Annotated in this window: 21 protein-coding genes and 1 pseudogene; 7 read left to right on the top strand and 15 right to left on the bottom strand. The window is 62.5% G+C overall.

Annotated features, from left to right (window positions below; translation table 11 throughout):
* The first annotated feature begins 1 nt into the window (after nt 1).
* Nucleotides 2-1048, top strand: a complete 1047-nt coding sequence (locus PZN02_RS25950) for an ABC transporter ATP-binding protein (protein ID WP_280661835.1) — start codon at nt 2-4, stop codon at nt 1046-1048.
* Here the strand turns inward: PZN02_RS25950 and PZN02_RS25955 are convergent.
* Nucleotides 1022-2548: an FAD/NAD(P)-binding protein gene (locus PZN02_RS25955; RefSeq protein ID WP_280661836.1), complete on the bottom strand. Its 1527-nt coding sequence runs from the start codon at nt 2546-2548 to the stop codon at nt 1022-1024. The two genes, PZN02_RS25950 and PZN02_RS25955, sit on opposite strands and share 27 nt — an antisense overlap.
* A 263-nt stretch (nt 2549-2811) precedes the next feature.
* Between PZN02_RS25955 and PZN02_RS25960 the strand changes: the two genes are divergently transcribed.
* Entirely contained in the window at nt 2812-2976 is a 165-nt protein-coding gene (locus tag PZN02_RS25960; protein ID WP_280661837.1) for a hypothetical protein, read from the top strand.
* A gap of 375 nt (nt 2977-3351) precedes the next feature.
* Here PZN02_RS25960 and PZN02_RS25965 read toward each other — a convergent pair whose 3' ends face one another.
* A complete protein-coding gene (locus PZN02_RS25965; RefSeq protein WP_280661838.1) occupies nt 3352-4056 on the bottom strand; it encodes an SDR family oxidoreductase in 705 nt (234 codons plus the stop codon).
* Between the two features lie 107 nt (nt 4057-4163).
* On the opposite strand from PZN02_RS25965, the gene gcvA reads away from it, so the two are divergent.
* The gene (gene gcvA, locus PZN02_RS25970) at nt 4164-5063 is read left to right on the top strand and encodes a transcriptional regulator GcvA (RefSeq protein WP_280661839.1); all 900 of its coding nucleotides are present in this window, start codon (nt 4164-4166) and stop codon (nt 5061-5063) included.
* 27 nt (nt 5064-5090) lie between these two features.
* Here the strand turns inward: gcvA and PZN02_RS25975 are convergent, their stop codons facing one another.
* The 6 genes from PZN02_RS25975 to PZN02_RS26000 all read right to left on the bottom strand — a co-directional run bounded on the left by PZN02_RS25975 (nt 5091) and on the right by PZN02_RS26000 (nt 13043).
* Entirely contained in the window at nt 5091-7343 is a 2253-nt protein-coding gene (locus PZN02_RS25975; RefSeq protein ID WP_280661840.1) for a xanthine dehydrogenase family protein molybdopterin-binding subunit, read from the bottom strand.
* On the bottom strand, nt 7343-7843 hold the full coding sequence (locus tag PZN02_RS25980; RefSeq protein ID WP_280663286.1) for a (2Fe-2S)-binding protein: 501 nt from the start codon (nt 7841-7843) through the stop codon (nt 7343-7345). Before PZN02_RS25980 ends, PZN02_RS25975 begins: the two co-directional genes overlap by 1 nt.
* Nucleotides 7843-9231: a cytochrome c gene (locus PZN02_RS25985; RefSeq protein WP_280661841.1), complete on the bottom strand. Its 1389-nt coding sequence runs from the start codon at nt 9229-9231 to the stop codon at nt 7843-7845. Before PZN02_RS25985 ends, PZN02_RS25980 begins: the two co-directional genes overlap by 1 nt.
* 455 nt (nt 9232-9686) lie before the next feature.
* Nucleotides 9687-9923 (bottom strand): YjiS-like domain-containing protein, encoded by a 237-nt coding sequence (locus tag PZN02_RS25990; protein ID WP_280661842.1) that lies wholly within the window; start codon nt 9921-9923, stop codon nt 9687-9689.
* Between the two features lie 506 nt (nt 9924-10429).
* On the bottom strand, nt 10430-11446 hold the full coding sequence (locus tag PZN02_RS25995; protein ID WP_280661843.1) for an aldo/keto reductase: 1017 nt from the start codon (nt 11444-11446) through the stop codon (nt 10430-10432).
* 190 nt (nt 11447-11636) lie between these two features.
* The gene (locus PZN02_RS26000; protein WP_280661844.1) at nt 11637-13043 is read right to left on the bottom strand and encodes an FAD/NAD(P)-binding protein; all 1407 of its coding nucleotides are present in this window, start codon (nt 13041-13043) and stop codon (nt 11637-11639) included.
* 658 nt (nt 13044-13701) lie between these two features.
* On the opposite strand from PZN02_RS26000, the gene PZN02_RS26005 reads away from it, so the two are divergent.
* A complete protein-coding gene (locus PZN02_RS26005) occupies nt 13702-14919 on the top strand; it encodes an SfnB family sulfur acquisition oxidoreductase (RefSeq protein ID WP_280661845.1) in 1218 nt (405 codons plus the stop codon).
* 153 nt (nt 14920-15072) lie between these two features.
* Here PZN02_RS26005 and PZN02_RS26010 read toward each other — a convergent pair whose 3' ends face one another.
* From PZN02_RS26010 to PZN02_RS26030, 5 genes are all read right to left on the bottom strand, one after another.
* A complete protein-coding gene (locus PZN02_RS26010) occupies nt 15073-15558 on the bottom strand; it encodes an RrF2 family transcriptional regulator (protein ID WP_280663287.1) in 486 nt (161 codons plus the stop codon).
* 566 nt (nt 15559-16124) lie between these two features.
* On the bottom strand, nt 16125-16886 hold the full coding sequence (locus tag PZN02_RS26015) for an ABC transporter ATP-binding protein (RefSeq protein WP_280661846.1): 762 nt from the start codon (nt 16884-16886) through the stop codon (nt 16125-16127).
* Complete coding sequence (locus PZN02_RS26020; RefSeq protein WP_280661847.1) at nt 16880-17950, bottom strand: FecCD family ABC transporter permease; 1071 nt, start codon at nt 17948-17950, stop codon at nt 16880-16882. Before PZN02_RS26020 ends, PZN02_RS26015 begins: the two co-directional genes overlap by 7 nt.
* A complete protein-coding gene (locus PZN02_RS26025; RefSeq protein ID WP_280661848.1) occupies nt 17947-19086 on the bottom strand; it encodes an ABC transporter substrate-binding protein in 1140 nt (379 codons plus the stop codon). The genes PZN02_RS26020 and PZN02_RS26025 overlap by 4 nt, the downstream gene beginning before the upstream one ends.
* 64 nt (nt 19087-19150) lie before the next feature.
* The gene (locus PZN02_RS26030) at nt 19151-20284 is read right to left on the bottom strand and encodes an ABC transporter substrate-binding protein (protein ID WP_280661849.1); all 1134 of its coding nucleotides are present in this window, start codon (nt 20282-20284) and stop codon (nt 19151-19153) included.
* Between the two features lie 198 nt (nt 20285-20482).
* On the opposite strand from PZN02_RS26030, the gene PZN02_RS26035 reads away from it, so the two are divergent.
* Nucleotides 20483-21292: a class I SAM-dependent methyltransferase gene (locus PZN02_RS26035; protein ID WP_280661850.1), complete on the top strand. Its 810-nt coding sequence runs from the start codon at nt 20483-20485 to the stop codon at nt 21290-21292.
* A 126-nt stretch (nt 21293-21418) separates the two neighbouring features.
* On the opposite strand, the gene PZN02_RS26040 is transcribed toward PZN02_RS26035, so the two are convergent.
* A complete protein-coding gene (locus tag PZN02_RS26040) occupies nt 21419-21889 on the bottom strand; it encodes a hypothetical protein (protein ID WP_280663332.1) in 471 nt (156 codons plus the stop codon).
* On the opposite strand from PZN02_RS26040, the gene PZN02_RS26045 reads away from it, so the two are divergent.
* Together PZN02_RS26045 and PZN02_RS26050 are read left to right on the top strand one after the other, a co-directional pair.
* Entirely contained in the window at nt 21792-23273 is a 1482-nt protein-coding gene (locus PZN02_RS26045; RefSeq protein WP_280661851.1) for a M10 family metallopeptidase, read from the top strand. The genes PZN02_RS26040 and PZN02_RS26045 overlap by 98 nt on opposite strands.
* Nucleotides 23274-23304: 31 nt before the next feature.
* Nucleotides 23305-23574, top strand: a pseudogene (locus PZN02_RS26050) (coproporphyrinogen III oxidase); the annotation flags it as partial.
* A 55-nt stretch (nt 23575-23629) separates the two neighbouring features.
* On the opposite strand, the gene PZN02_RS26055 reads toward PZN02_RS26050, so the two are convergent.
* Nucleotides 23630-24697: an alpha/beta hydrolase family protein gene (locus tag PZN02_RS26055; RefSeq protein ID WP_280661853.1), complete on the bottom strand. Its 1068-nt coding sequence runs from the start codon at nt 24695-24697 to the stop codon at nt 23630-23632.
* Nucleotides 24698-24793 lie beyond the last annotated feature (96 nt).

The raw sequence follows: 24793 nt of genomic DNA on the forward strand, positions 1-24793 counted from the left end.
CATGGCATCCGTTACGATCGAACAGGTTCGCAAGCAATATGGCGCCGTGCCGGTGATCCACGGCGTTTCCATGGATATCGAGGATGGCGAGTTCGTCACCCTCGTCGGCCCCTCCGGCTGCGGCAAGTCGACATTGCTGCGCATGCTCGCCGGGCTTGAGGACATCAGCGGTGGCGAGATCCGCATCGGCGGCCGCCTGGTGAACGACGTGGCGCCGAAGGAACGCGACATCGCCATGGTCTTCCAGAGCTACGCGCTCTACCCACACATGACCGTCGCGGAAAATATGGGCTTCGCGCTGAAGCTCAAGGGTGAGAACAAGGCAGCGATCGGCAAGCGCGTCAAGGAGGCGGCCGACATCCTGGCGCTCGGGCCTCTGCTCGACCGCCTGCCGAAGCAGCTTTCCGGCGGCCAGCGCCAGCGCGTCGCCATGGGGCGCGCAATCGTCCGGCATCCGCAGGTGTTCCTTTTCGATGAGCCGCTGTCGAATCTCGACGCCAAGCTGCGCGTCACCATGCGCGCCGAAATCAAGGACCTGCACCAGCGCCTGAAGACCACCACGGTCTATGTCACGCATGACCAGATCGAGGCGATGACGATGGCGGACCGGATTGTCGTGATGCGTGGCGGCGCCGTCGAGCAGATCGGCAAGCCGCTCGAACTCTACGATCGCCCCGCCAATACCTTCGTCGCCACCTTCATCGGCTCGCCGGCGATGAACCTTTTCGAAGGGTCGATCGTGGACGGGCAGTTCGTCACCGATGGCGGCGCCCGGTTGCCGTTGCCGGCCGGCTATTCGCGCGATGCTGTCAGGACCTATGGCGTCCGGCCGGAGCATCTGGCGTTAAGCGAAAGCGGTGTGCCCGCTACCGTTGTCGTGGTGGAGCCGACCGGTTCGGAGACGCATGTCGTTGTGAAAATCGGATCGGCCGACACCAGCCTGGTGCTGCGCGACCGGATCGATCTCGAACCCGGTCAACAGATCGCCGTCGCTCCGGATTTGTCGAAGCTTCATCTGTTTTCAGCGCACGGAGCGCGCGTCAACTGATGCCAGAGCGGCCTCTGCCGCTCCTCGCCCTCGGGCGAACGCGGCCACCTGCTCCGCCACGAAGATTGCGTGATCGTTGACCTGCGGCAGGCCCATCAACTCCCCGAAGGTTCCGCGGGCGAGCGGTCCGGCGATGAAAAGCGTCTCCGTCTCCCGGCCCTGCCTGTCGAGCGCCCGGCTTGTCTCGCTGCAGGCAAGGCCAAGCCCGACGGCATCGGGCTGCAGGTAGCCGTCGGCTGAAAGCGTTTCGAGCCAAGGCTGGCTTTTCAAGACGGCTTTGTGTGCCGGTCCGGTGGTGACCACCACGGCATCAACATTCCAGTGCTCGATCCCGGCTCCGTGGCGCCGCCGGAACGTCGCGGCGATCTCGTCGCCGTTTCTCTCGAGCCGATCGATCCGACCCGCCTGAATGCGGATGTCGCCCGACTGCAGTCCGGCTCTGACGATGGCATCGATCTGCGGCGCGATGCGAAAGCGGTGAACGTCCCAGAAGGGGCGCAGATGGCGTATCAGCCGCCGCCGTTCCGCGACCGGCAGGCTGCGCCAGATCTCTCCGCCTTGGCCGCGCAGCGCATCGAACACCGCATGCCAGGAAAAACCGTCCGCTTCGGCGTCGGCGACCGCCCGCCGCACGCGCACGAGCAGTTCTGTCGCGGTTCGCGACGGCGCCGTGAAGTCTCCGTACGGGTCTTGGGTCCGGCTCGGGTGCCCGCGCGAGCGGAGGCCGCGCCGGGAATAGGCGGTGATCGGCCCTGTCCGCCCGGTCGTGCGCAAGGAAGCGATGACGTCCGCCGCGGTGAGGCCGGTGCCAATGATCAGGATGTGGTCGTTGGGGCGGATGGCCGCGAGAGCACCGGGCACGGTGGTATCCGATACATAACGCGGGTGCCCCCGCAACACGCTGTCGATGCCGGCGGGCGCGGCCGGGGCCGGATGGGTGGTCGCCATGACCAACACGTCGGCGCGCAACGTCGAGCCGGCGTCACCCCGGATTTCCCAATCTCCGCCACGCCGCTCCACGCTGATCACCCGCTGCCGGTGGTGGACGATGCGGCCGTTGCCGAGGTGCGGCGCCACGACGTCAGCGACATAGCGGCCGAAAAGGCCGCGGCGCGGATAGAGATGGCCGTCCGGCGCCCGTGCATCCCTGTCGTCGCGCGGCTCTCCCCGAAGCTCCATCCAGCGGACGAAATGGTCGGCGTCATCAGGATCGAGGCTCATGCGCCCAGCCGGCACATTGACCCGATGCGCCGGATCGTCGGTGTCATAGGCAAGGCCGCAGCCGAGACATTCGCGCGGCTCGAAGACCGCGATCTGCCATCCTTCCATGCTTTTGTCGCGTGCGAGGTTTGCTGCGACAACCGCCCCGGTAAAACCGCCGCCAATGATAACGACCGTGGGGCACCCCCCGCTCACGATAGTCACCTCGCGTCCCTCCGCTTCGGCACCTCGGCGATCTTCTCCGCCGCGTCCCGCGGAGGCTCGACCCGTCTCAAGCATTTGTCAATGGTGCGCGCCGCCACCTGCTCGCCGCGCGCCCGCAGCACCGCGCAAGGGGCCAGCTCCACCGCCGTTGCAGAGAGGCCTATGGCCCCTTTACGGGTGGCCATATCGTCGTTGCGCCCAACCGCTCGGAAAAGCTGAAAAGCAATCAGGACGACTGCCTGAACGTGCACAGACCCGCTTGCCATCGGGGATGATTTGAGGGAAAATTTAGAGCTGGCCCTTGAGGCCTGGGCGATCTCCGGTGATAGGAGAATACCATGCCTCTTAAATTTCTGATTGCTGCGCTAGCGCTTCTGGCACTTTCGGGATGCGCAAGCACCGGTACAAGTGATGTCAACACGACCTATGCGCAATGGCAGGGCCCCTATCCGGAGCCTGACTTCGCCGCGAACGAAACGGGTAGCATTCGAATTTCCTATTAGGCGGGTCATGTTCAAATGGCTTACATCCGTCCTGAGTGGCTTAGTCTCGGGAGGGATCGTACGCCGACTATCACCATTCATGAACGCAGCGCCACCGAGTGTCAGTGGCGCCGCAGGCGCGGCGAAGTCTGTCGCCTTGAGGGATGCGTTTCTCAGTTCGTTGGAACCGCGAAACGCCCTCGGTATGGCGTCCCACGCCCCATGAAAAGAAGCTGCGCGAGACTGGCGGCTCAGTGCTCAACGTTCAGCATTTCAAAGTGCTACAGCGTCCTTTGGGATCCGATGGGGAGCGCGGCGCTGCGGGCGCCTCCTGAGCCGCAGAGGGGGTGTCGACACTCTCCAGTCCTCGCCACGGCTACACGATCCGATCCCACTCTAAACGGAGCGCATGAGGCCGCCGTCGACCCGGATATTCTGGCCGGTGATATAGGCCGCGCCCTCCGAGGCGAGGAACGCAACGGTGGCGGCAATCTCCGCGCTCGTTCCATAGCGCTTCATGGGCACGCTATCACGACGCTCCTCGGTCGCGGGCAGGCTGTCGATCCAGCCGGGCAGAACGTTGTTCATCCGGATGTTCTCGCCCGCATAGGTGTCGGCGAAAATCTTGGTGTATGCGGCAAGCCCCGCGCGGAAAACGGCTGACGTCGGGAACATGGCGCTCGGTTCGAACGCCCATGCCGTGGAAATATTGATGATCGCGCCGGACTTCTGCTTCTGCATCACGGGAGTGACGAGACGTGTCGGTCGGATCACGTTCATCAGGTACGTGTCCATCCCGCGGTGCCAGTCTTCGTCGGTGATTTCGAGGATCGGAGCACGCGGGCCATGGCCGGCGCTGTTGACCAGCACGTCGATGCGGCCCCACGTTGCAACGGCGAGATCGACGAGTTGCTTCAGGTCTTCATTCGATTGGTTCGAGCCAGTGACCCCCAGCCCGCCGAGCTCCTTTGCCAGCGCTTCGCCCTTCCCCGACGAAGAGAGGATAGCAACTTTGTAGCCATCGGCCGCGAGCCGGCGTGCAGCCTCCGCTCCCATGCCGCTTCCGCCTGCCGCAACCAACGCGACCTTCTGTGTAGCCATGTCTTTTCCTTTCAGGGAGTTCGTTCAAGAGTCCGGCGAATTTTGACATAAAGGCCTGGCGGCGACTAAACAGAAATACACGCACGAACCTGTAGGAAAACTATTGGATGACCGGTGGAAAGAGCCCCTACAAGTTTGCGCCGCTCAACGCGCTCAGAATGTTCGAAAGCTCTGCGCGTTATCTGAACTTCCGGCTCGCTGCGGAAGAACTCGGCGTCACCCAGGGTGCCGTTGCGCAACAGGTCCGGGCGCTGGAGGAGCATCTGGAAGTCAAGCTCTTTGACCGGCTGCCGCGGGGACTTGACCTTACTGAATCTGGCCGGCGCTACCTGAAGCCGGTTCAGCGGGCATTGTCCCTGATCTCCGATGCGACCGAAGAGTTGCGTCCCTCGAAGACGACGCTTACCGTAAGCGTGACGCCGTCTTTCGCCACTAAGTGGCTGATCCCGCGCCTGAACGGATTCTCGAAAACCAACGCAGACCTGGAAGTCCAGGTCCTGGCGGCAAATGCCTTCGCGAACTTCCAAAGCGACGGCGTGGACATCGCCGTGCGCCACACGAAGCCGCCTCTGGGACCGGGACTTCGTGGTGAACTGCTCTTTCCGACCACGCTTATTGCCGTATGCAAGCCCGCTCTCGTGGACGACATTCCAATCCGGACTGCAGCAGACTTGACCCGCCACGTCTTGCTTCATGATGCACATGGGATGTGGCCGGTTTTCCTGGAGCGCGCCGGCGTACACGCTGATGCGAAGAGTATCAGATCACTCAAATTCTCCCATACGTCGCTCGCCATCGACGCGGCGATAGCCGGCCAGGGCGTGGCCCTTGCCAGCGATGCCCTGGTCCAGGATGACATCGCCGCCGGACGGCTCTGCAGTCCGCTCGACATAAAGCTGCGCGACGATCTCGGCTTCTACATCGTGTATCCCAGAGCATCCCGGAAGCCGGATCAGGTAAGGAGGCTCCGAGACTGGTTACTCGGCCACGCCGCAAGGCGACGGTGACCGGGCGAGACCTGCGCGCCTGATCAATCAGGCGCGTCCGACGGCGTTTCGTATTCGATCTCTGGTAAAGGGCAAATCATAGAGACGCTTGCCGGTGGCGTTTCTGATCGCATTGGCCACAGCCGCCGCCGCAGGTCCCTGGGCCGCCTCGCCTGTTCCGAGGAAGGGTTCGCCGGGGCGCTCGATGATATGGACTTCGACACTGTCCGGGACGCTTGCAAAGCGAAGGATCGGATAGCTCGACCAATCGGTGCTGGTGATCCTCGTCCGGTCGAATGCAACGGCCTCGTAGAGCGTCCAGCTGATCGATTGCAGGATGCCGCCCTCCGTCTGGTTGCGGATGCCATCCGGGTTGACGATCTCGCCGCTGTCGATGGCGGACACGACGCGCGCCACGCGCACGCGGCCGGTTTCCGGCTCGACTTCCGCTTCCATCGCAACCGCCAGATAGGCGGCAAGGTTTTTGTAGCGGGCGAAGGCGAAGCCGCGTCCGCGATTCCTCGGCATTTGCGCCTTGTCCCAGCCGAAGCGCTCCGCAGCCAGTTCGATGACAGCACGCGCCCGCGGATCCTCCATGTGGCTGAGCCGGAATTCGACCGGATCGGCTTCGGCCATCAGTGCCAGCTCGTCGATCGTGCTTTCGATCGCGAAGACATTGGCATAGCCGCCCAACGCCCGGAGCGCCGAGACGCGCAGCGGCATGTCGGGCAGGAAGTGCCATAGCACACGCTTGTTTGGAATGGTGTAGAGCGGATTGGCGTTTCGGTCGCCGTTGCCGGAGGGGCTGATCCTGAGCTCGGCCGGCTCCGGCTGGAAAGCTTGAGCCCTATGACGTGCTGCGAGCAGCGCACCGGCACCGCCGGGACGCGTGGAGTGCGTATTGCTCCAAAGATCATAGGCCCAGCTCGCGATCCTGCCTTGATCGTCGAGCGTTGCACCGACTTTCATCAGCATCGCGGGGCCATAAGGCTCCCAGCTGTGCTCCTGCTCGCGCGTCCACTGAACGCGCACCGGCTTGCCGGGAATTTTGCTGGCGATGAGCGCGGCATCGGCAGCCGCGTCGTCGGCACCGTTGTGCCCGTAACACCCCGATCCTTCCATGTGGATGACATGGACCTTTTCCTCCGGCATCGCCAGCATCTCGGCGATCGCCTCGCGGTCGGGAAAGACCCCTTGGGTGTGCGACCAGACGTCCAATGTCCCATCCGCCTTCATCTGCGCCACGGCACAGGACGGGCCGATCGAGCCGTGGATCTGATAGGGCCGCGTGTAGGTCGCCTCGAACACCTTGCCGTCGGACGACAGCGCCCCCGCCTCCGCCACGGTACCTACCTCGCGTTCGAGCCCTTGAAGGACTGCCGGCAGGGTGGTCTGGTCAGGAAGGGTATCGCGTTCCTGCCATCGCGCTGCCGCTGCCAGCGTCCGCATGGCGCTCACCGCCTGGAACTCTTTTTCGGCGACGACGGCGAGGAAGTTGCCATCGCGCACGACGGAAACGACGCCGGGCATCGCCTCGGCCGCGCCCTGATCGAGTTCCGTCAGCGTAGCTGCCGGGCTCGGGGGACGCACGACTCGCGCGTGCAGCATGCCGTCCAGGCGCAGATCGTGCACATAGGCGGGCTGGCCCGTCACCTTCGCCGGGATATCGACGCGCGGGAGCGGCTTGCCCATCACGCGGAAGGTCCCAGGCTGCTTCAAGGCCGATTGCGGCTGCGCCTCCACATGCAGCATCTGGCCGGAAACAAGCTCGCCGTAGCTCACGCTTCTCCCATCCTTTGCCAGCACGGATTTGTTTTCGGCCCTGAGTTCCGCCGCCGCTACCCCGAAGCGCTTGGCGGCTTCCGCCAGAAGCAGCGCGCGCACCTGTGCTGCGGCGTTCCTGATGGCAGTGCCGCTGTTTTGCATCGACTGGCTGCCGGCGGTGAATCCCTCGTTTGGCGTGCGGCCCGTATCCGCCGTAACGAACTCGATCTCTGCGGGGTCCACCTCCAGCTCTTCGGCAGCAACCTGCAGAAGGGCGGTGCGGATGCCTTGGCCGAGCTCCGCCTTGCCAGTGAAGACGGTGACGGAATTGTCAGGGTCGATCCGGATCCAGGAATCGAGGAAGCGGTCGTCGTCGAGGCTGCCGGGCAAGGACGCGGGCGGTGCCGGTGGCACCACCGGCGGTGTTGGCGGCGCGGGCGCCTGGGCGAATGCGCGGCCGAGCGAAAAACTGACAACGAGCCCGCCGGTGCCGGCGATCACACTGCGGCGGGTGATTTCGTGCTGGAGAATGCGCATCAACCTGCCCTCCCCTTGTCAGGCTCAGGCAACGACGCAGCCTGCATCAATTCGCCTGCCCGCCTGATCGCTGCCAGAATCCGCATATGCGTGCCGCAACGACAGAGATTCGTCGCCAGCGCCTCGCGGATCTCCGCGTCGCTGGGCCGCGCGTTGCGGCGCAAGAGCGCATGCCCGCTCATCATCATGCCTGGAATGCAATAACCGCATTGCGCCGCCTGCAGCTCGATGAACGCCTGCTGCAACGGTCCCGGCTCGTCGATCGTGCCCAGCCCCTCGATGGTGGTGATTTCGCGGCCCTCCAGCAGCATGACCGGCACCATGCAGGAAAGCACCGCCTCGCCATCCACCACCACGGTGCAGGAACCACACTGGCCGAGCCCGCAGCCGTATTTGGCGCCGTTCAAGGCCAGGTCGTCGCGAAGAACGTAGAGCAGAGGCGTCGCCGGATCGACGTCGACCTGATGCGGGCTGCCATTGACTGTCAGCGAAATGCTCATCATCCCTCCTCGGCACCGACATTGTGCGGCGCCCTTTCAATGCCGTCCGACGGCCGGATGGTGACCTTGTGCGCGCCGGAACGGGTATTGGCGATCAGCCCTACGAGCCCGGCCCAGGGCTGCTCCTCGGAGAACCGCTCGCGCATGTAGGCCAGCACGTCGGCCACCTGCTGGTCGCTGAGCAGATGCCGGTAGGCCGGCATCACCGCGCTCGCCTCGCCGTCGGCCGGCGGAAGGCCGAACAGCACGACGTTGACGATATTTTGCGGGTTCGGCGCATTGACGGCGGTACTCAGATCGAAGTTCAGGCCCCCGAAGGGCTGGCGTCGCTGACCTTCGTGACAACTCGCACAGGCGGCAACATAGATCGCCTCGCCGGGACTGCCGCCGGAAGCACTCGCGGGAGGACTCTGGCTATCGGCCGCCTGTTCCAGGTAGTCCCCGTCGAACTGCTCGCGCAGTTCAGCCGCTCTTTGCCCGCGTTCGGGTGTGGGATCGCCCATGATCGACGCGACATAGGTGGCGATCGCCATGATGTCGCTATCCGGAAGGCCAGAGAGATTGCCAGTGACCTCGGCCATGGGCCCACGCGAAACGCCGTGGAATTCATGCCAGCCGTTACGAAGGTAGAAGGCAAGGCTTTGCTCGTTCCACGGTATCGGCGCCTTGGAATCCTTGTTGATCGCGTAGGCCTGCCAGCCCTCCGCCTCGCCGCCGCCGAAATATTGGTCGCGATCCTCGGCGCCGAAAGCGTTTCGGGGTGTGTGACAGGCGCCGCAGTGACCGAGACCCTCGGCAAGATAGCGCCCGCGCGTCCATGCCTCGCTCTGGCTGGTATCCGGTTCCATCTCACCCCTGTCGAAGAAGGCGAGCTTCCAGGCCGCAAGCAGGGGCCGGTAGGTGAGTGGAAACTGGAGATCGTTCGGAGGCGCTTCAGCCTTTACCGCGGGCCGCGTAATCAGGAAGGCATAGAGGGCGCGATTGTCCTCTGCCGAGACATGCGTGAAATGGTCGTAGGGGAATGCCGGATAGAGATGGCTGCCCTTCCGATCGACGCCTTCGTTCATGGCACGCTGGAACGCCTCTTCACTCCAGCCGCCAATGCCGGTCTCACGATCGGGCGTGATGTTGGTGGAGTAAATCGTCCCAAATGGCGTCGGTAGGGCAAGGCCGCCGGAGAATGCCGGCTTTCCAGGGACGGTGTGGCAGGCAATGCAATTGCCAAGCGCCGCCAGTTGCGCTCCCTTCGCGACAAGTTCCGGAGCAAACGTCGCCTCTGCCGCCGCGGCGTCCTCGGGAATTTCGGAACGCCACGCCAGAAAAAAGAACGCACCTGCGGCCAGAACTATGGCCGCCACGCAAACGATCACCACCCGCAAGGCCCACATCGCAGATCTCCGCCGACGGTTGGAAACGCTGCACCTGCCGATCAGTTCCCCGATGGTGAAATGACGTCTGCGTGAACTCTACTGGATGTTTCTCTTTAAATCGTAGACGAATTGAGGACAAAAAATGCAGCAATTCAAAGTACTACAGCGTCCTTTGCGCGTCTGACTCATAGTACACGACGGCAGCATACTGCGGCTCGTCGGTTGCGGTAGGCAAGACTCTCCTTCGCTCTTCACATGAGGAGCGTGGGGTAGCCGTGCACGGCCCAACTGACTTGATGAGGACGAAAAACTATCTGCCGAACCACTACGCCGTGTGCTGGCGCCTGGTTAGTCGCGGCGCTGCGGGGCCACAAATGCCAACCCGCGACTGAACGCGCGGAGATTCAGTGGAGGGGCGCCTGGGACGCCCCTCCACGCGCGATCACGATCGCCGTCCTGCTTAAGAGGGCACCTCAAAGCCGAAGATCCCAAAGGGAAAATCTGGCTTCCAGGAGCCCGGGCTCACCGTCCGGAAGGCCGATATCGCGGCGCATGCGATCCGACAGATGGGAGACCTGGTTCGCCGTCTGACGATGTCTCCAGGCAGCCAGGATCAACGCACGCGCGGTCTTCCAGACGCCGAATTTCCGGTACAGGTCATCGGTCGTTGCGGCGAGGGTATCAACAACTAAAAATTGTGCTTCACGCATGATTTTTCCGTCCCGGCACGACAACGCGGCCAGGTCCTCTCGAAGGTCAAATGGACGTGCGGATGCGGACGCGGAAATGCGAACAATCGCTCCGTCAGCCGGTCACGTCAGGTCAAATGGGAAAGCGCCAAACGGCAGGAATCCGGGGCTTAGAGACCCTGGAAGCAAAATCGGCTCGAGCAAGATGTGCGATGCATCGTCGTGCTGCCAGCCGTCCCGCCAGAGAGGCGCATAATCACGAGAACAGGATTCATTTCACGCCTCCTCTGATTTGAATTGCGAGATGAAGTAACCATACACGAGACCGACCGATCTGCAAAGGCACAATTTCGGATTGCAGAAATCACCTCGATGCCGTTGCAGGAATGCAACACTTTTCAAGAGCATCTTCTTCGCCGCGCCGGCGAGCCAATCTTCCGGGTCCGGCGCGATCGCTTGTCTCGATCACGCGACGTCGGCCGCCCAGCCGATTCTCATTGCCGGAGCGCTGCCGATCCGCAGAGAAATCATCCGTGATCAGCGTCCTTCGCAAGAAGCGCGTCGATTTCCCCTACGGTCGCTTCCGGTAGCGGTCCCTTCTCCAGCGCCCCCAGATTTTCACGCACCTGCGCCTCCGTTTTGAAGCCGGGTATCGGAAAGGTGTTGGGCGAACGGGCAAGGATCCAGCCGAGCGCGCCTTGCGCCAGGGTCCTGCCTCCGCTCTGGAGCAATTCCCGCACCCGCGCGAGGCGGAGAAGATAGTCGGCACGCGGCCGGCCGTCCTCGAAGAACCGCACCCAGCTATGGCCGGCGGCGCGCACGTCGCTTGAGGGCAGCTGCGTTTGCGGACCAAACTTGCCGGTCAGGAACCCCATCGCGAGCGGCGATCGATTGAGGCTGGCGAGATTGTTGCCCTCGCACATCGTCAGCATCGCCGGCCCATCCGTGAAGACGTTCAGTTCCTGCTGAACCGCGACGAAATGCGGGAATTTCAGCATGCGCTTCGCCGCGGCGGCGTTGTCCGTGCTCCAGCCCCAGAAACGGATGGCACCTTTCTCCGCCAGCTTTTCAAGCGTCTCGCCGGCCGCATCCGCCTGATCGTCCGGAATCTCGCCGACATGGATTTGATAAAGATCGATATAGTCGGTCGCCAAACGCGCAAGCGAAGCCGGGCAGGCACGTTCGATGTAGGCGGGGCTGACATCCGTGCTGACGAGCGCGCGTGCGGCGCGATCATAGGTGTATCCGAACTTGGTCGCGATGATTGCGTCACCCCGTCGCCCCATCAGCGCTCGGCCGATGACCTCCTCGCTGTGCCCGGTTCCATAGGCATCGGCCGTGTCGATCAGCGACGCGCCCATCTCGAGCCCGAGATGAATGGCGCGGATCGACTGTTCGTCGTCAATCTCTCCCCAGCCGTCCGGCTTGCCGTTGAGGGTGAAATGGCCCCCGATCGCCCAGCAGCCTAACCCGATGGGTGCGGCCGACAGGCTGGAGCGGCCCAATGGCCTGCGGCTGACGGCAGAGATGTCGCTGGCGAGCATGGCATTTCCTTTCCAATCGTGGAGCAATGCTGGCGACTATGCCACTGGTCGCGCGGCGATCAGAAGCTTCGATTCCGCAGGAGGTTTTTCAGCAATGAAAAACGGCGCCGCAACGCGGCCAAGGTGATCACTCACGGCGCGGCCGCTCGAAGCAGCTGGGAGTATCGCGGCGCGGAACCGCCGGTTCGATCTATCCCGCCTTCAGTGCCAGGCGTTTGCCGGTCGCGATCAGGCGTGCCGCCGCATAGGTCTGGGTGACGATCTCCGGAACGAGGTCGATGTCGGGGAGGCTACCCACGCCGAGCGGCCCGATCGCAAAGAGGTTCGGCGTGCGGCCGCCGTTGCCGAGCACCTCTCCAGTGGGGCTGACGGCAATGCCGAGTTCGAGCTCGTCCGGCATGGCCAACCCGCCGGCAAATAGGCTTTGAAACAGCGGGGCCTGCAGGTCCGGCGCCGAGCAGCGGCAGTCGATCACCTGATCGGCCCGCAGCACTTCCTCCGCCGGCTGACCGGACCAGCGGACCATCAGTCCCTCCGGCACGCGCCGCCCGGCCCATCCGCGGCGAAGCACGGTCCGCCGTTCGGCAAGCTCCTGCTGGAGACGCGCGTGCACGGCCGCCGGCAGGCGGTTTCTGTGGCTGTCGTAAATGGCGCGCAGATGCCGGTTGAACTGGCGCTTCTCCCGCGCGGGAAGTGCCTGCCAGAGCGAACGGGCGCGGCGGCGAAGCCCGTTCATTGCCGATTGCCAGCTCTGCCCCTTGGCCTCGGCATCCGCGCAGGCCTTGCGGACGAACCGGACGATCTCCCGGAGGGACGACGGCATCGGGTCGACCGGGAAGCTCGGCGCCGCCGACAGGCGCGTATGCGTCTGCGGCAGGAAACCATGTCGCGACAGCAGCGTGACCGTGCCTGCATAACCGCTGTCGCGCATCTGGAACAACTGGTCCACGACGCGAATGCCGCTGCCGAGCAGGACCGCGTGGCGCGGATCGACGAGCCGGCGGGCTCTGACGACCGGCCGCTCCTCATCGGGAACCTCGACGTTGCGCGCCCTGACGCCGAAGCCCGTCGCGAGCACGACGACATCGCTTTCGTCGGTTCCGCCATCGTGAACGAGGGTGAAGCGGCCTGTGGCGAGCTTGCGCAGCGCGCGGACCGGCTCATGGGAAAACTTTACCGTGATATCGGAACGGCGGGCAAGCGCCTCGGAGAAACGCTGATGGACATAATCGCTGAAAATGCCCTTGGGCACGAAAATCTGCTGGAAACCGGGGATCGCCGCCGGCACCGCCGCACGGAATTCGCCGTTGGTGCAAAGCCAGTCGTTGAAGTCGTCCGGCTGCCCGGCGGCAACCGACAGATCGCGCACGCGGCTGTTGAGGATCTCCATGCTCTGCGCCGAAGACAGGGCCTGGCCACCGCTGATCGACGGGTGAGGATCGTACATGGTCAAGTGGAAGGTGACCCGGATCGACTTCATGAGGGCGATCGCCATCATGATGCCCGAAAATCCACGCCCGATGATGGCAATCTCGGGCTTCGACGACTGGTCGGCCGCCGCGGACGGCTTCGCTGCAAACAATCCGTGCACAGTCATGTGAGCTCCTTTGCGCCCCGGCCGCAGCCGGACCAGTCATGGGCAACCCCTACGCAGGACCTTGAGACACACAAATAGCTGCCGTTTGAATTTTCAGGGATGTCTCGACTAGATGCCGCACGCCTGCCGGGGAATCTCCGCTCCTTGGCTGGCCTGGCACTTTTGGCTCTTGGCAATCGTTATACGGCATAGTCTATCAAGTTAGTATTTTATGACAAAGGGGCCGATCATCAAGCATTTTGTTCAACCGCTCGTCTCCGGCGGCTGCCGCCGGAGGACGCGGCGCGCTCTTTCCGATTGAAATCAAACCACGATTCCCCACGTCAGCGGTGCACCACTCGACGCCAGCCACCACGCGATCATACGTCCTTTCATGCAACCGGGCCGATATTCGACTAATGAAAGAATACGGTTCATGCTTCATACTATGAAAAGGGATCGACGCCGCGCGAAGCAAAGAAAATCCAATATCCACAAATTCTATAGAACAAGCTTCCTTACCAGATATAAGATGGTCGTTCAGTGATACCGGTCGATGTGTGAGAGGGTCGCGGAAAGTGAGACGAGGCTTCCGCCGTCAGCGAAGTTCTTGGGATCGATCGCGATGGTCCTGGATTGATGCGATCCAGGGCCTATTTGCGATCCACGGAGGATCGATATGGGAACCATCTCGCAGTTCGCCGAGAAGACGAGACCGCCCGCGCAGCGCATCGAGAGCGAGGAAGAGGCCTTGTCGGTTGCAAGAGAGCTGGCAAGCCGGTTTGCCGAACGTGCCAGCGAACGCGACCTGGAGCGCGTTCTTCCCTATGAGGAAGTCGATCAGCTTGCGCAATCCGGCCTGCTGGCGATCAGCGTTCCATCCGACCATGATGGGATCGATGTTTCGAACGCCGTGCTTGCCGAGGTTGCAGCGATCCTTTCCGAGGCCGACAGTTCGATCGGCCAGATCCCCCAGAACCATTTTTATGTCCTGGAGGCGCTCCGTCACGATGGGACCGAGGAGCAGAAGAAGTTCTTTTTCGGCCGCGCGCTTGCCGGCGACCGGTTCGGCAACGCGCGTGCCGAAATCGGGACGGAGACCGTCGGTCATTACAACACGCGCCTTAGCGAAGATGGTGCCGGTTATCGCATAAACGGCCGCAAATATTATTCGACCGGTGTTCTCTTTGCCGATTGGATCGCAATTTTCGCGCTCGATCCCGCCGACCAGCTCACAATGTCCTTCGTCCCGCGCGGCACCGAAGGTGTTGAGATCATCGACGACTGGGACAGTTTTGGGCAACGCGTCACCGGCAGTGGCACAATCGTTTTGCAGGACGTCTATGTGAACGCCGGATCCGTCGTCAGGAACCATCGCGGCTTCGAACGACCCGACACCATCGATTCCGTCGGCCAGGTCATACATGCCGGCGTTGACCTCGGCATCGCACGCGCGGCCTTCCGGGAGACCGTCGACTTCGTCCGCAACAGGGCGCAGCCCTGGATCGATAGCGGCGTTGAAAAGGCGTCGGAGGATCCGCTGACGATCGCCCGTATCGGCGAGATCGCCGTGCGCCTGGAAGCGGCCACGGCGGTCGTCGAACATGCGGGGAAAAAGGTCGACGTCGCCCAAGTCGATCCGACCGAGCAACACGCGACCGAAGCGAGCCTCGCCGTCGCTACCGCCAAGGTACTGACGACCGAGGTCGCGCTTGACGCCAGCAACACGCTCTTCGAGCTTGCCGGTACCGCCTCGACGAAGGTCGCGCTCAATCTCGACCGCTATTGGCGCAATGCGCGCACCCACACGCTGCACGATCCGGTGCGGTGGAAATATCACGTCGTCGGCAACTACCACCTCAACGACGTCAAGCCGCCGCGAAGTGGCTCGCTTTGATATTGATCGGTAAGGAAAAAATCCTATAGAGCGGTGACCCGCAAATGGCCTTACAGCGCCGTGCGTCCTTAAGGACGCACGAAGGACGCTGTAACTCTTTGAATCTACGTATCGTGCTTTCCGAAAATCGGGTCCGATTTTCGGGCCGATGCGCTAGCTGGCTTCGCTGCGAAGCGGCGCCAGCGTCTCTTCCTTCTCACGCTCTTCCTTCTCAGCCTCTTTCTTCTCAGCGGCGGCGAACTGTTCGAGCGTCATGTTGTCGAGGATGCCCGCCATTGCATCGCGCACGACGACCATCGAACGCCGCACATGACAGGTTTCCGGATCACGACAGTCGTCGCAGGCTTCGAAGGCCGTGCGGCTGGCGCAGCGGATCGGCGCGAGCGGGCCGTCGAGGGTACGGATCACCTGGCCGACGCGGATTTCGGTCGCTGGACGCGCCAGCGAATAACCGCCCCCGGGACCCTTCTTGGAGCGAAGGAACCCGGCGTTCCGGAGTTCCAGCATGATTGTGTCGAGGAATTTCTTCGGCAAATTGTTACGAACGGCGATATCGGTGATAAACGCCGTTTCCCCCGGCTGAAGCTGGGCAAGGTCAACCATTGCCTTCAGACCGTATTTTCCTTTTTTTGTCAGCATGAGGCATCGCCTTCGAGAAAGACTTTTGCTGCTGCATGTTTCGTAACCGATTAAGGAAACATGCTGCAATTCAAAGTACTGCAAGCGTCCTTTGCGCGTCTGAAAAGACGCGCGGCGCCGTAGCGGCCGCCCAGCGCGCCGCGCGTCGCGCCGGCTCATACGTTCACTGGGCATCTTAGATATATGTTATATAGATCAACCACATTGCGGCGGCAAGAAATCAATTCAGTTCCCAGATAGATTTACTGGGAAGCGGGCCTTCGGCCGTGCCGCCGGAGATGGAATTCCGGCCGGATGCGCCTTCGAATAACACCGGCGACCACAACTCGTCGGGGCGGAACAGGAGGCAGGCGCGCCCCGTCCCGCGCTTGAGGGGAGATCGTTCTAGCCCCGGCCAAGGCCATCGACGAGCGGATCCGCTCCTTCAGGCAAGATACTGCTCGCCATGGGTCATTGAGCAAATGTGAACTCGTCCCCGCAGCGACGAAACTCAATCGCTGCTGCGGCAGCAATGCGTCATCCTCCGGGAAGCCGGACGGGCGCATCCTTGCGGCTTTTCGGTTGCGTCAGGCGGCCTGGATGGAATCGTCGACGATAACGACCGGGCGGCCCAGAGAACATGCCTCGACGCGGGCTTCGACGCGATAGACGGATTTCAGCATCTCGGTCGTGATCACGTCCGGCGTCGGGCCGCTGGCGACCACCGATCCGTTGCTGATCACGATGGTGTCTTCGCAATAGCGAAGCGCGTGATTGAGGTCGTGCAAGGCGATCAGCACCGCCATCCCGGATTGCGCCGACAACCGCTTCATGAAGCCGAGCACCTCGATCTGGCGGAAGAGATCGAGCGCCGACGTCGGCTCGTCCATCAGCAGGACTTCCGGCTTGCGGACCAGCGCCTGCGCGATCGAGACGAGCTGGCGCTGACCGCCGGAAAGCTCGCCTAGACCGCGGAACGCCAGGTCATCGATCCTGAGCGCCGCGAGCACCCGGTCGATTTCCGCAAGCTCTTCATCCTTGACCTTCCAGCCGGAGCCCTGCTTGGCCGAGAGCAGCACCGACTCGTAGACGGTCAGCACCGCATTCGCTCCGGTATCCTGCGGCATGTAACAGATCGCTTCCGGCCCCTTGGCGGTGTCGGAGAGCTGGACGAGGCCAGGGCCGGCTGCGAGCCCGGCGATGCGCTTGAAGAGCGTCGACTTACCGGCGGCATTCGGACCGATCACGGCGGTCAGTCCGCCACCTCGCAACATGCCCGTATTGACGTCGGACAGCACCACGCGCCGACCGTAGGTCGCGCCAACCTTTTCCAGCGTCAGGGCTACCATGACCGTCTCCTGTTGGTGAAAATCAGCACGAAGAAGAAAGGAACGCCGACAAGTGCCGTGATGATGCCGATCGGCAGCACCGCACCGGGGATGAGCATCTTGCTGACGACGGACGTCACCGAGAGCAGAAGCGCACCGCAAAGAACGGAAGCCGGCAGGAAGAAACGCTGGTCCTCGCCGACCAGCATGCGGGCAATATGCGGCCCCACGAGACCGACGAAGCCGATGGTGCCGACGAAGGAGACGGGGATTGCCGCAAGCAGGCTGACCGTCAGCATGGTTTCGAGCCGCAGGCGGCGGACATTGATGCCGAAGCTTGCCGCCTTGTCATCGCCAAGTCTCAGCGCCGTCAGCGCCCAGGCGTGGCGCGCGAAGAGCGGCACGGCGACGACAAGCACGGCGCCGGTGATCCAGACCTTCGGCCAGGTCGCCTTGGTGAGGCTCCCCATGGTCCAGAACACGACGGCGGCGAGCGCCTGCTCTGACGCCAGATATTCAAGCAGCGACAGAGCCGCGTTGAAGGTGAAGACGAGGGCGATGCCGATGAGCACGATCGTCTCGACGGTCACGCCGCGCATGGTCGAGGCAAAATGGATGAAGAGTGCCGCCACCATCGCCATCAGGAAGGCATTGATCGGCACCATGTAGTGAACCGCGACGGGAAAGATCGTCACGCCGGCGACGAGGCCAAGCGCCGCGCCGAAACCGGCGGCAGCGGAAATGCCGAGCGTGAAGGGGCTCGCCAGCGGGTTGGCCAGGATCGTCTGCATCTGCGCGCCCGCCACCGAGAGCGACGCACCGACGGTGACAGCCATCAGCGCGATCGGCATGCGGATGTCCCAGATCACGACGCGGAGCTGGTCGCCGACCGTCTCCGGCGAGAACAGGGCCGCGAGCACGTCGGTGAGCGGATAGTTGGCAGGCCCGAGCGCCATGTCGACCGCGACCGATACAAAGAGCGCCGTGACGAGACCGGAGATCAGCAGCAACCGGCGTAGCACGAGGGCGCGGTAACGCCCGCGCCCCTCGACACCGGAGAATTCCCCCACCGCCGCAACCATCATTCACCCCCTTGCGGAAGCGACACGAAATAGCCCGGCCGATAGGCGACCGGCAGGAATTTCTCGTGGAACTCGCGGAACGTCCGGTCCGGATCGATGTCGGCGAAGAGCTCCGGATGGAACCACTTGGCAAATTGCTGGATCGGCACGAACTCGTAAGGTGCACCGTAGAACTGGTGCCAGACGGCATGCACCCTGCCCTCTTTCACCGCCTTGAGGGTGGTAAAGCCCGGGCGCTGCATCAGCGCTGTCAGCCGTTCCCGGGCCGCGGCCGGATCCGCGCCGCGGCCGACATTGACGAACTGGTTGATGTCGGACTCGGCCGCCCAGTTGCTGCCGGTCACGATCACATGGTCCGGATCGGCGATGACGAGTTGTTCGGGGTAGAGATCAACGAAGGTTGTCGTGGTGACATCCGAGCCGATATTGTGGCCCCCCGCCTTTTCCACCATCTCGCCGAAATTGGCAGGCCCGAAGGTCCTGCAGCAGGCGGTTTCACCGGTGATACCGGGCGAGCGTTCGATGAAGACCTTCGGGCGCTCAATCGCGCCGGCTGCCGCCAGGCGGTCGGTCACCAGCGCGATCTGGGCCTGACGCCACGCGATGAATTCCTTCGCGCGTTCCTTCGCGCCAAAAAGCTCGCCGAGAATTTCGACGGATTTTACGCTGTTCTTCGCCGGATCGACGCGGAAGTCGAGAAAGACGACGGCGATGCCGGCGGCGGCCGCCTTTTCGATGAAGCCGGATTCCTCGACCGCCTGCTGCGCCTCGAGATTCAGCGTCAGCACATCCGGCTTCAGCGCGATCGCCGCTTCCAGGCTGAAATCGCCGCTCGGGATGTAGCCAAACAGCGGCAGGTCCGCGATCGCTGGAAAGCGCTCCCGATAGGCCGTGTAGGAATCCGGATCCTTTTTGATCAGGTCATCGCGCCAGCCGACGATCGTGTCGAAGACGTGCTCGCCCTTCAGCGCCGCCGCCACATGAATCTGCCGCGCCTCGCCAAGCAGCACCCGCTTGGCCGGGAGGTCGAGCTCGACCCGGCGACCGGTGACATCGGTGATTTCGGCGGCCATGGCCGGTGCAGCGATGAGCGCCGCCACGGCGACCAGCGCCGGGAAAAGTCTCTTGAACAGCGACATATGCAAATGCAAACCTCTTGATGGCAGCGCCGGGGAGTCTCCCTTTCCTCCGGCGCCCGAACCGTTATTGACCGACATTCAGCGAGACGAAGTAGCCACTCTTGTAGGGAAGCGGCAGGAAGCGCTCATGCAGCTCCTTGAACGTCGCCTCGGGATCGAGATCCTGGAACAGGTCCGGATGCAGCCACTTGGCGATCTGCTGGATGGCGACGAACTGATAGGGGTTGTTGTAGAACTGGTGCCAGATGGCATGGACGTTGCCGTCGTTGACGGCTTTGACGCCGGTGAAGGCCGGACGCTTGGTCAGGTTCTCAAGCTTTCGGCGTGCTTCCGTCTCGTCGGCACCGTAGCCGACACCGACCCAGGCGCCGCCGGGCACGTAACCCTGCCAGTTGCCGCCGGTGATGATAATCTGATCCGGGTTCGCGGCGATGACCTGCTCCGGATTGACCGTACCGAACGTGCCGGGGATGATGTCCTTCGCGATGTTCAAGCCGCCGGCGAGTTCGACCATCTTGCCGAAGTTCTCATTGCCGAAGGACATGCAGCAATCGTCGGAATAACCGCCGGCGCGTTCGACGAAGACGAGCGGCTTTTTCGCGTCAGCCTTGGCGAGGACGTCGGTCACCTTGGCGATGTTGTCGGCGCGGAACTTGATGAACTCCTCGGCCTTCTCCTCCTTGCCGATGAGCTTGCCCATGATGCGCATGCTCGGTTCGGTGTTTTCCATCGGCTTCTCGCGGAAATCGACGTAGACGAGCGGAATGCCGACCTTGCCGAGCTTTTCGATGTAACCGGCTTCCTCCGTCGCCGTCTTGGCGTCGACATTCATCAGGATGACATCCGGCTTCAGCGCCACGGCCTGCTCGATGTCGAAGGTTCCGTCCTTCATGCCGCCGAAAGCCGGCAGCTTGGCAATGTCGGGATATTTGGCGAGATAGGCGGCATAGCTTTCCGGGTCGGCCTTGGCCAGGTCGTCGCGCCAGCCGACGACGCGCTTGAAAGGCTCTTCCCGGTCGAGCGCGGCGAGGAAATAGATCTGGCGCCCTTCGCCGAGAATCACGTGCTCGACCGGCACCTCGACGTCGACGTCACGGCCCGTGACGTCTTTGATCTTGACCGTCTCAGCCAACGCCGGTGCTGAAAAAAGCACGCAAAAACCCATGGCGGCGGTGGCCAGCCTGTTGAAAAGCCTCATTGTTCTTCGCTCCGCTATAAAATTTGGGCGATCTAATATTTCATGACTTTATCAGTCAACATATATCTTTTAGAACGCTTCCAAACACGATGCATGTCGCCCGAAAGTGTGCAGCGGTTTAGGGACAACGACATGCACGAGAACAAGTAGATAAGGCGCGTCGCATGCTTGTGACGCGCTTTAGCGGACGAGGTCGATATGAGCGATGTGGCAGAGCAGCGGAACTATAATCTTCGCGACGAAATCAAGACCTACTGGTCGGAGCGCGCGGCAACCTTCGACCTTTCACCCGGGCACGAAATTTTCTCCGAGGAAGAGCGCGCGGCGTGGCACCGGCTGATCCGACACCATCTCGGCGAGAGCGAAGGCCGCATGGCGCTGGATCTCGCGAGCGGCACCGGCGTCGTCTCGCACCTGCTCGACGATCTCGGCTTCCGGGTGACCGGCCTCGACTGGGCCGAACCCATGCTCGAGCGGGCACGCAACAAGGCACGCGATCGTCGGCGCAAGATTTCGTTCCGCATGGGCGACGCCGAAAATACGATGGAGCCGGACGAGCACTACGACGCGGTCGTCACCCGGCATCTGGTCTGGACGCTGGTCAACCCGACCGCCGCCTTTGCGGAATGGCTGCGGGTTCTGAAACCAGGCGGCAGGCTGCTGATCGTCGACGGCGACTTCGTCAACACGAATGCGCTGGAGCGGCTGTTCTCAAAGCTTAGCGGCTGGGGCCAGCGCGCCGGGCTGCTCAAGGCGGACATACCATCCGGCTCGCGCGAGATGATGGAGACCCACAGGAGTATCCTCTCCCGCGTCCACTTCTCGCAAGGTGCGCGCGCCGAGGAGGTGGCCGAACTCTTGCACAAGGCGGGATTCGTCGACGTCGAGATCGATACCGATCTCGACGAAATCCATCGGACGCAGGCGAAGAACTGGAATGTCTTCAAGGCGCTCGCGCGCAAAAGCCAGCACCGCTACGCGATCCGGGCGCGCAAGCCGTCGAGCTGAAGGAGGAGTGCCTTTCTGGCTGCTGCCTGATTCCTTAAATCGGAATCGATTTAACGCGCGGCGCGGCCTGAGATCCGCTCCACGCCGCTATCTGAAGCCTGGCCGACGGACCACTCGGCCAGACCCCTACTGCTTGAGTCGCAAGAGGGCCTTCCGCGCCTCCTCAGCCAGGGCGTGGTCCGGGTGGCGGCGAATGAAGCGTTCATAGGCCTCGACCGTGTTCTTCGCCTTCACCCGCTCGAACTCGGACCTGACGGCCACCTCAGGATCCGGAGGTTCCTGCATCTCTACCCCGTCTGTTTTTGTCGCGCCTTGAACAGTGGTCGAAAGGCCCATCACCAGCATGGCGAAGCCCATCGATTTCAATAATCCGCGCATGGCCACAAAAATGTCTCCAATTTTAACGATCCGCTTATGAGAATCGTATCTCGCGGCGGCTATTGTCCCGGACGCGAGCTTCCAGGCGCTAAACGCCGTCACGTCAAGATCGGAAATTTGCATGAGCGGAACGGGCAAATCCATCAAAATTGTGAAGCCAACCGGGAACAGCCTGATTGATGGGGTGCTCTCGAGTGTGGTCTGGAACGGCGTGATCACCTATGCCTTTCCCACAGCCGCCGGCAGCTATAGCTACAGCGGGGAAAAGAACAGCGGCTTCGGCGCCGTATCGGCCGCCCAGCGAAACGCCGCGCTCTTCGCCATGGAGCAATCCTTCGGTTCCGCCGCCAATGACGGCTTCTCGGTCGAAGGTTTCACCAACGCCAGCTTCGCGCTCGGCAGCGCCAACACCGCGACAGTCCGATTCGCGCAGTCGAGCCTGCCGGACACGGCCTACGCCTATTACCCGGGTACCTATGCCGAGGCCGGCGACGTCTGGTTCGGCACCGCCTATGCCGGCACCGTCCACGACTACCGGACGCCCGTCGCCGGAAACTACGCCTGGCATACGCTGCTGCACGAGTTTGGGCATGCACTCGGCCTGTCGCACGGGCATGACGCCGACGATTTCGGGGCGCTGCCTGCGCAATACAATTCGATCGAATTTTCGGTCATGACCTACAGCGGCTTCATTGGCTCCGGCAATACCTATGCGTACGAGCGCTTCGGCGCTCCGCAAACCTTCATGATGGCGGACATCGCCGCGCTGCAGGAGATGTACGGCGCCGACTTCACGACCAACAGCGGCAACACGGTCTACAAATGGACACCGGGCAGTGGCGCCACGCTGGTCAACGGCGCGACAGCCATCGCCCCGGGCGCCAACCGGATCTTCGCGACCGTCTGGGATGGCGGCGGCAATGATACTTACGATCTCTCGGCCTACAAAACCGGGCTCAAGATCGACTTGCGCCCCGGCCACGCCTCGACCTTCAGTGCCGATCAGCTTGCCTATCTCGGCGGCGGCCCGAACGACGGCTTTGCGCGCGGCAATATCTTCAATGCCCTGCTTTACCATGGCGACACGCGCTCGCTGATCGAAAACGTGTTTGGCGGGGCCGGTAGCGATTCGATTGTCGGCAACCAGGCCGCCAATACGCTGCGCGGCTACGCTGGTAACGACGCGCTGAACGGCGACCGCGGCAACGACTTGCTCGACGGCGGCCTCGGCAATGACAGCCTGTATGGCGGCGCCGGAGCGGACAGGCTCGTCGGCGGGGCGGGAGCCGATAGGTTTCTCTTCAAGTCGCTCGCGGAAACGACCGTCACCACCACCGGCCGTGACACGATCTACGATTTCGTCGCCTCGCAATCGGACAGGATCGATCTTTCAGCGATCGACGCCAACACGGCGGCGACGGGGAACCAGGCATTTGTCTTCGTCGGAACAGCCGCTTTTTCCGGCGGCAAAGGCGAGCTGCGCTACGACCGCGCGGCGTCCGACACCTACATTTATGGCGACGTCAATGGTGACAGGAAGGCGGATTTTGCCATTCACCTCGATGATGCCGTCGCCATGCAGAAGGGTTACTTTGTTCTTTGAGCCGGTTTGGCCGCTTCGATGAAGCGCTGGCGAGGACCGCATGCGGGCCGAGATCATCGAAAGGCTGATGTGCGACTTCAGCGCCGACATTGCTGCGATCGCCGCGGCCCACGATTACCACGCTCATCGGCTGATCGACCGGAACGCAAAGCTCGCGACGCTCGCCGAAGACGGCGTGCTGGACATCCCCGGCGGCGTCATTCAGGTACGGCAGGACCATCGCTTCGTCATTCGCGCCGTCGCCGCCGCCTTCGACGCCTATCTCGAGCAGTCGCAAAGGACGCACAGCAAGGCTGCTTGAGAGCTGCAAACAAAGAGCCCGGCTCGAGTGCCGGTCCTTGGCCGAAACATGGATACTACTGCCGTGAATGACCCGGAAGGTCCGCCTGCCGACGTCCGTCGCGAAAGGAGTCTTGCAGCAACGCGGACAATGCGATGCTCGCCGCCCTGTTATGAATAGAGAAGCGATCTACGCCGGGTCGATCAACCCAGATAGCGGGTTCCGTTTCTTTGCCTCGTTCGGTGCCCTCGCACAGCAGCGTGTAATGCCCAACATCTCGACCAAGAAGCGTGAGCGTGCTTTGCGGTAAGTTGCCGTGCAACCAGGCTGAACATGAATCGGCTGGGGCCTCGCTGTCTGCGTCACCAACCATGATAGTTACAGGAGCTTTGATGGTGCGAAGACTGTCCAGTGTAAAGGCGCGCACTGTTGGAGCCGGAGCAAGGGCAATCGCGGTGTTGACACGTGTATCTAGGTAGGATGCGGATTGGCGTTCCCAGGACGCACGAAACACCGAACTTTCCTGAAGAAGCGGTTCAATGTGGTCAGCGAGATCAGGATATTCTCTAGGGCCTCTTCCAAAGGGCATCTCTCTTGCCCACTCGGCAAACAAAGTCATGTTCGTAACCGCGCCCGACAGCGAGATAACCGTGTAGCCGCCGAGGGAAAAGCCAGCGGCCGACACGCGGCCCATATCTATTCTGCCGACGAACGGGCCTTTCTCAGCAAGTGCATCCAATACCACCGAGAGGTCGCGCGGCCTTTCCCACCAACATAGGAAGCCTTCTGGCCGGTAAGGTTCGGACGCCGTATTCCCGTGGTGATCCACACCAACCGCAATCAGTCCTGCGGCCGCGATGCGTTGGGCCAACCAGCCAAGGCTCGACGCTGTGCCCCCTGTGCCGTGCGAGAGCAGAACGATTGGAAAGCGCTCCTGATCTTCGCTGAGGGCGGCGTCCCGCGCGACCGTGCCCATGATAAACAGCGGCGAGACCGCGGGTATCAGAGTTAGTAGTTCGCTGGCGGCATCATCTGCTGGATACCATGCTGCCCATGCAATGGGCCGAGGTCCGTCACCCGACCAGGTGCGTCGTTGAGGATCAATTATCACACCTTCTCGAAACCCGACTTTGAACGTCTTCATGTCTATCCCGCTGATTGAGAAGGCCTTGATGCGAGAGAATATCTTAGGATTCTTAGGAGAGACCAGACGCAAACTTCCCCATAGATGTCAGTTTGC

Origin of the sequence: Sinorhizobium garamanticum (genome assembly GCF_029892065.1) — a bacterium.
Classification (GTDB): domain Bacteria; phylum Pseudomonadota; class Alphaproteobacteria; order Rhizobiales; family Rhizobiaceae; genus Sinorhizobium; species Sinorhizobium garamanticum.

Coding starts and splice junctions, on each gene's coding strand:
- PZN02_RS26045 (WP_280661851.1), top strand. CDS start 21,792: ATGAGCGGAACGGGCAAATCCATCAAAATTGTGAAGCCAACCGGGAAC.
- PZN02_RS25975 (WP_280661840.1), bottom strand. CDS start 7,343: ATGCGCATTCTCCAGCACGAAATCACCCGCCGCAGTGTGATCGCCGGC.
- PZN02_RS26025 (WP_280661848.1), bottom strand. CDS start 19,086: ATGTCGCTGTTCAAGAGACTTTTCCCGGCGCTGGTCGCCGTGGCGGCG.
- PZN02_RS25950 (WP_280661835.1), top strand. CDS start 2: ATGGCATCCGTTACGATCGAACAGGTTCGCAAGCAATATGGCGCCGTG.
- PZN02_RS25955 (WP_280661836.1), bottom strand. CDS start 2,548: ATGCTTGAGACGGGTCGAGCCTCCGCGGGACGCGGCGGAGAAGATCGC.
- PZN02_RS25980 (WP_280663286.1), bottom strand. CDS start 7,843: ATGAGCATTTCGCTGACAGTCAATGGCAGCCCGCATCAGGTCGACGTC.
- PZN02_RS26055 (WP_280661853.1), bottom strand. CDS start 24,697: ATGAAGACGTTCAAAGTCGGGTTTCGAGAAGGTGTGATAATTGATCCT.
- PZN02_RS25995 (WP_280661843.1), bottom strand. CDS start 11,446: ATGCTCGCCAGCGACATCTCTGCCGTCAGCCGCAGGCCATTGGGCCGC.
- PZN02_RS25985 (WP_280661841.1), bottom strand. CDS start 9,231: ATGTGGGCCTTGCGGGTGGTGATCGTTTGCGTGGCGGCCATAGTTCTG.
- gcvA (WP_280661839.1), top strand. CDS start 4,164: ATGACCGGTGGAAAGAGCCCCTACAAGTTTGCGCCGCTCAACGCGCTC.
- PZN02_RS25990 (WP_280661842.1), bottom strand. CDS start 9,923: ATGCGTGAAGCACAATTTTTAGTTGTTGATACCCTCGCCGCAACGACC.
- PZN02_RS26000 (WP_280661844.1), bottom strand. CDS start 13,043: ATGACTGTGCACGGATTGTTTGCAGCGAAGCCGTCCGCGGCGGCCGAC.
- PZN02_RS26030 (WP_280661849.1), bottom strand. CDS start 20,284: ATGAGGCTTTTCAACAGGCTGGCCACCGCCGCCATGGGTTTTTGCGTG.
- PZN02_RS26020 (WP_280661847.1), bottom strand. CDS start 17,950: ATGATGGTTGCGGCGGTGGGGGAATTCTCCGGTGTCGAGGGGCGCGGG.
- PZN02_RS25960 (WP_280661837.1), top strand. CDS start 2,812: ATGCCTCTTAAATTTCTGATTGCTGCGCTAGCGCTTCTGGCACTTTCG.
- PZN02_RS26035 (WP_280661850.1), top strand. CDS start 20,483: ATGAGCGATGTGGCAGAGCAGCGGAACTATAATCTTCGCGACGAAATC.
- PZN02_RS26015 (WP_280661846.1), bottom strand. CDS start 16,886: ATGGTAGCCCTGACGCTGGAAAAGGTTGGCGCGACCTACGGTCGGCGC.
- PZN02_RS26005 (WP_280661845.1), top strand. CDS start 13,702: ATGGGAACCATCTCGCAGTTCGCCGAGAAGACGAGACCGCCCGCGCAG.
- PZN02_RS25965 (WP_280661838.1), bottom strand. CDS start 4,056: ATGGCTACACAGAAGGTCGCGTTGGTTGCGGCAGGCGGAAGCGGCATG.
- PZN02_RS26010 (WP_280663287.1), bottom strand. CDS start 15,558: ATGCTGACAAAAAAAGGAAAATACGGTCTGAAGGCAATGGTTGACCTT.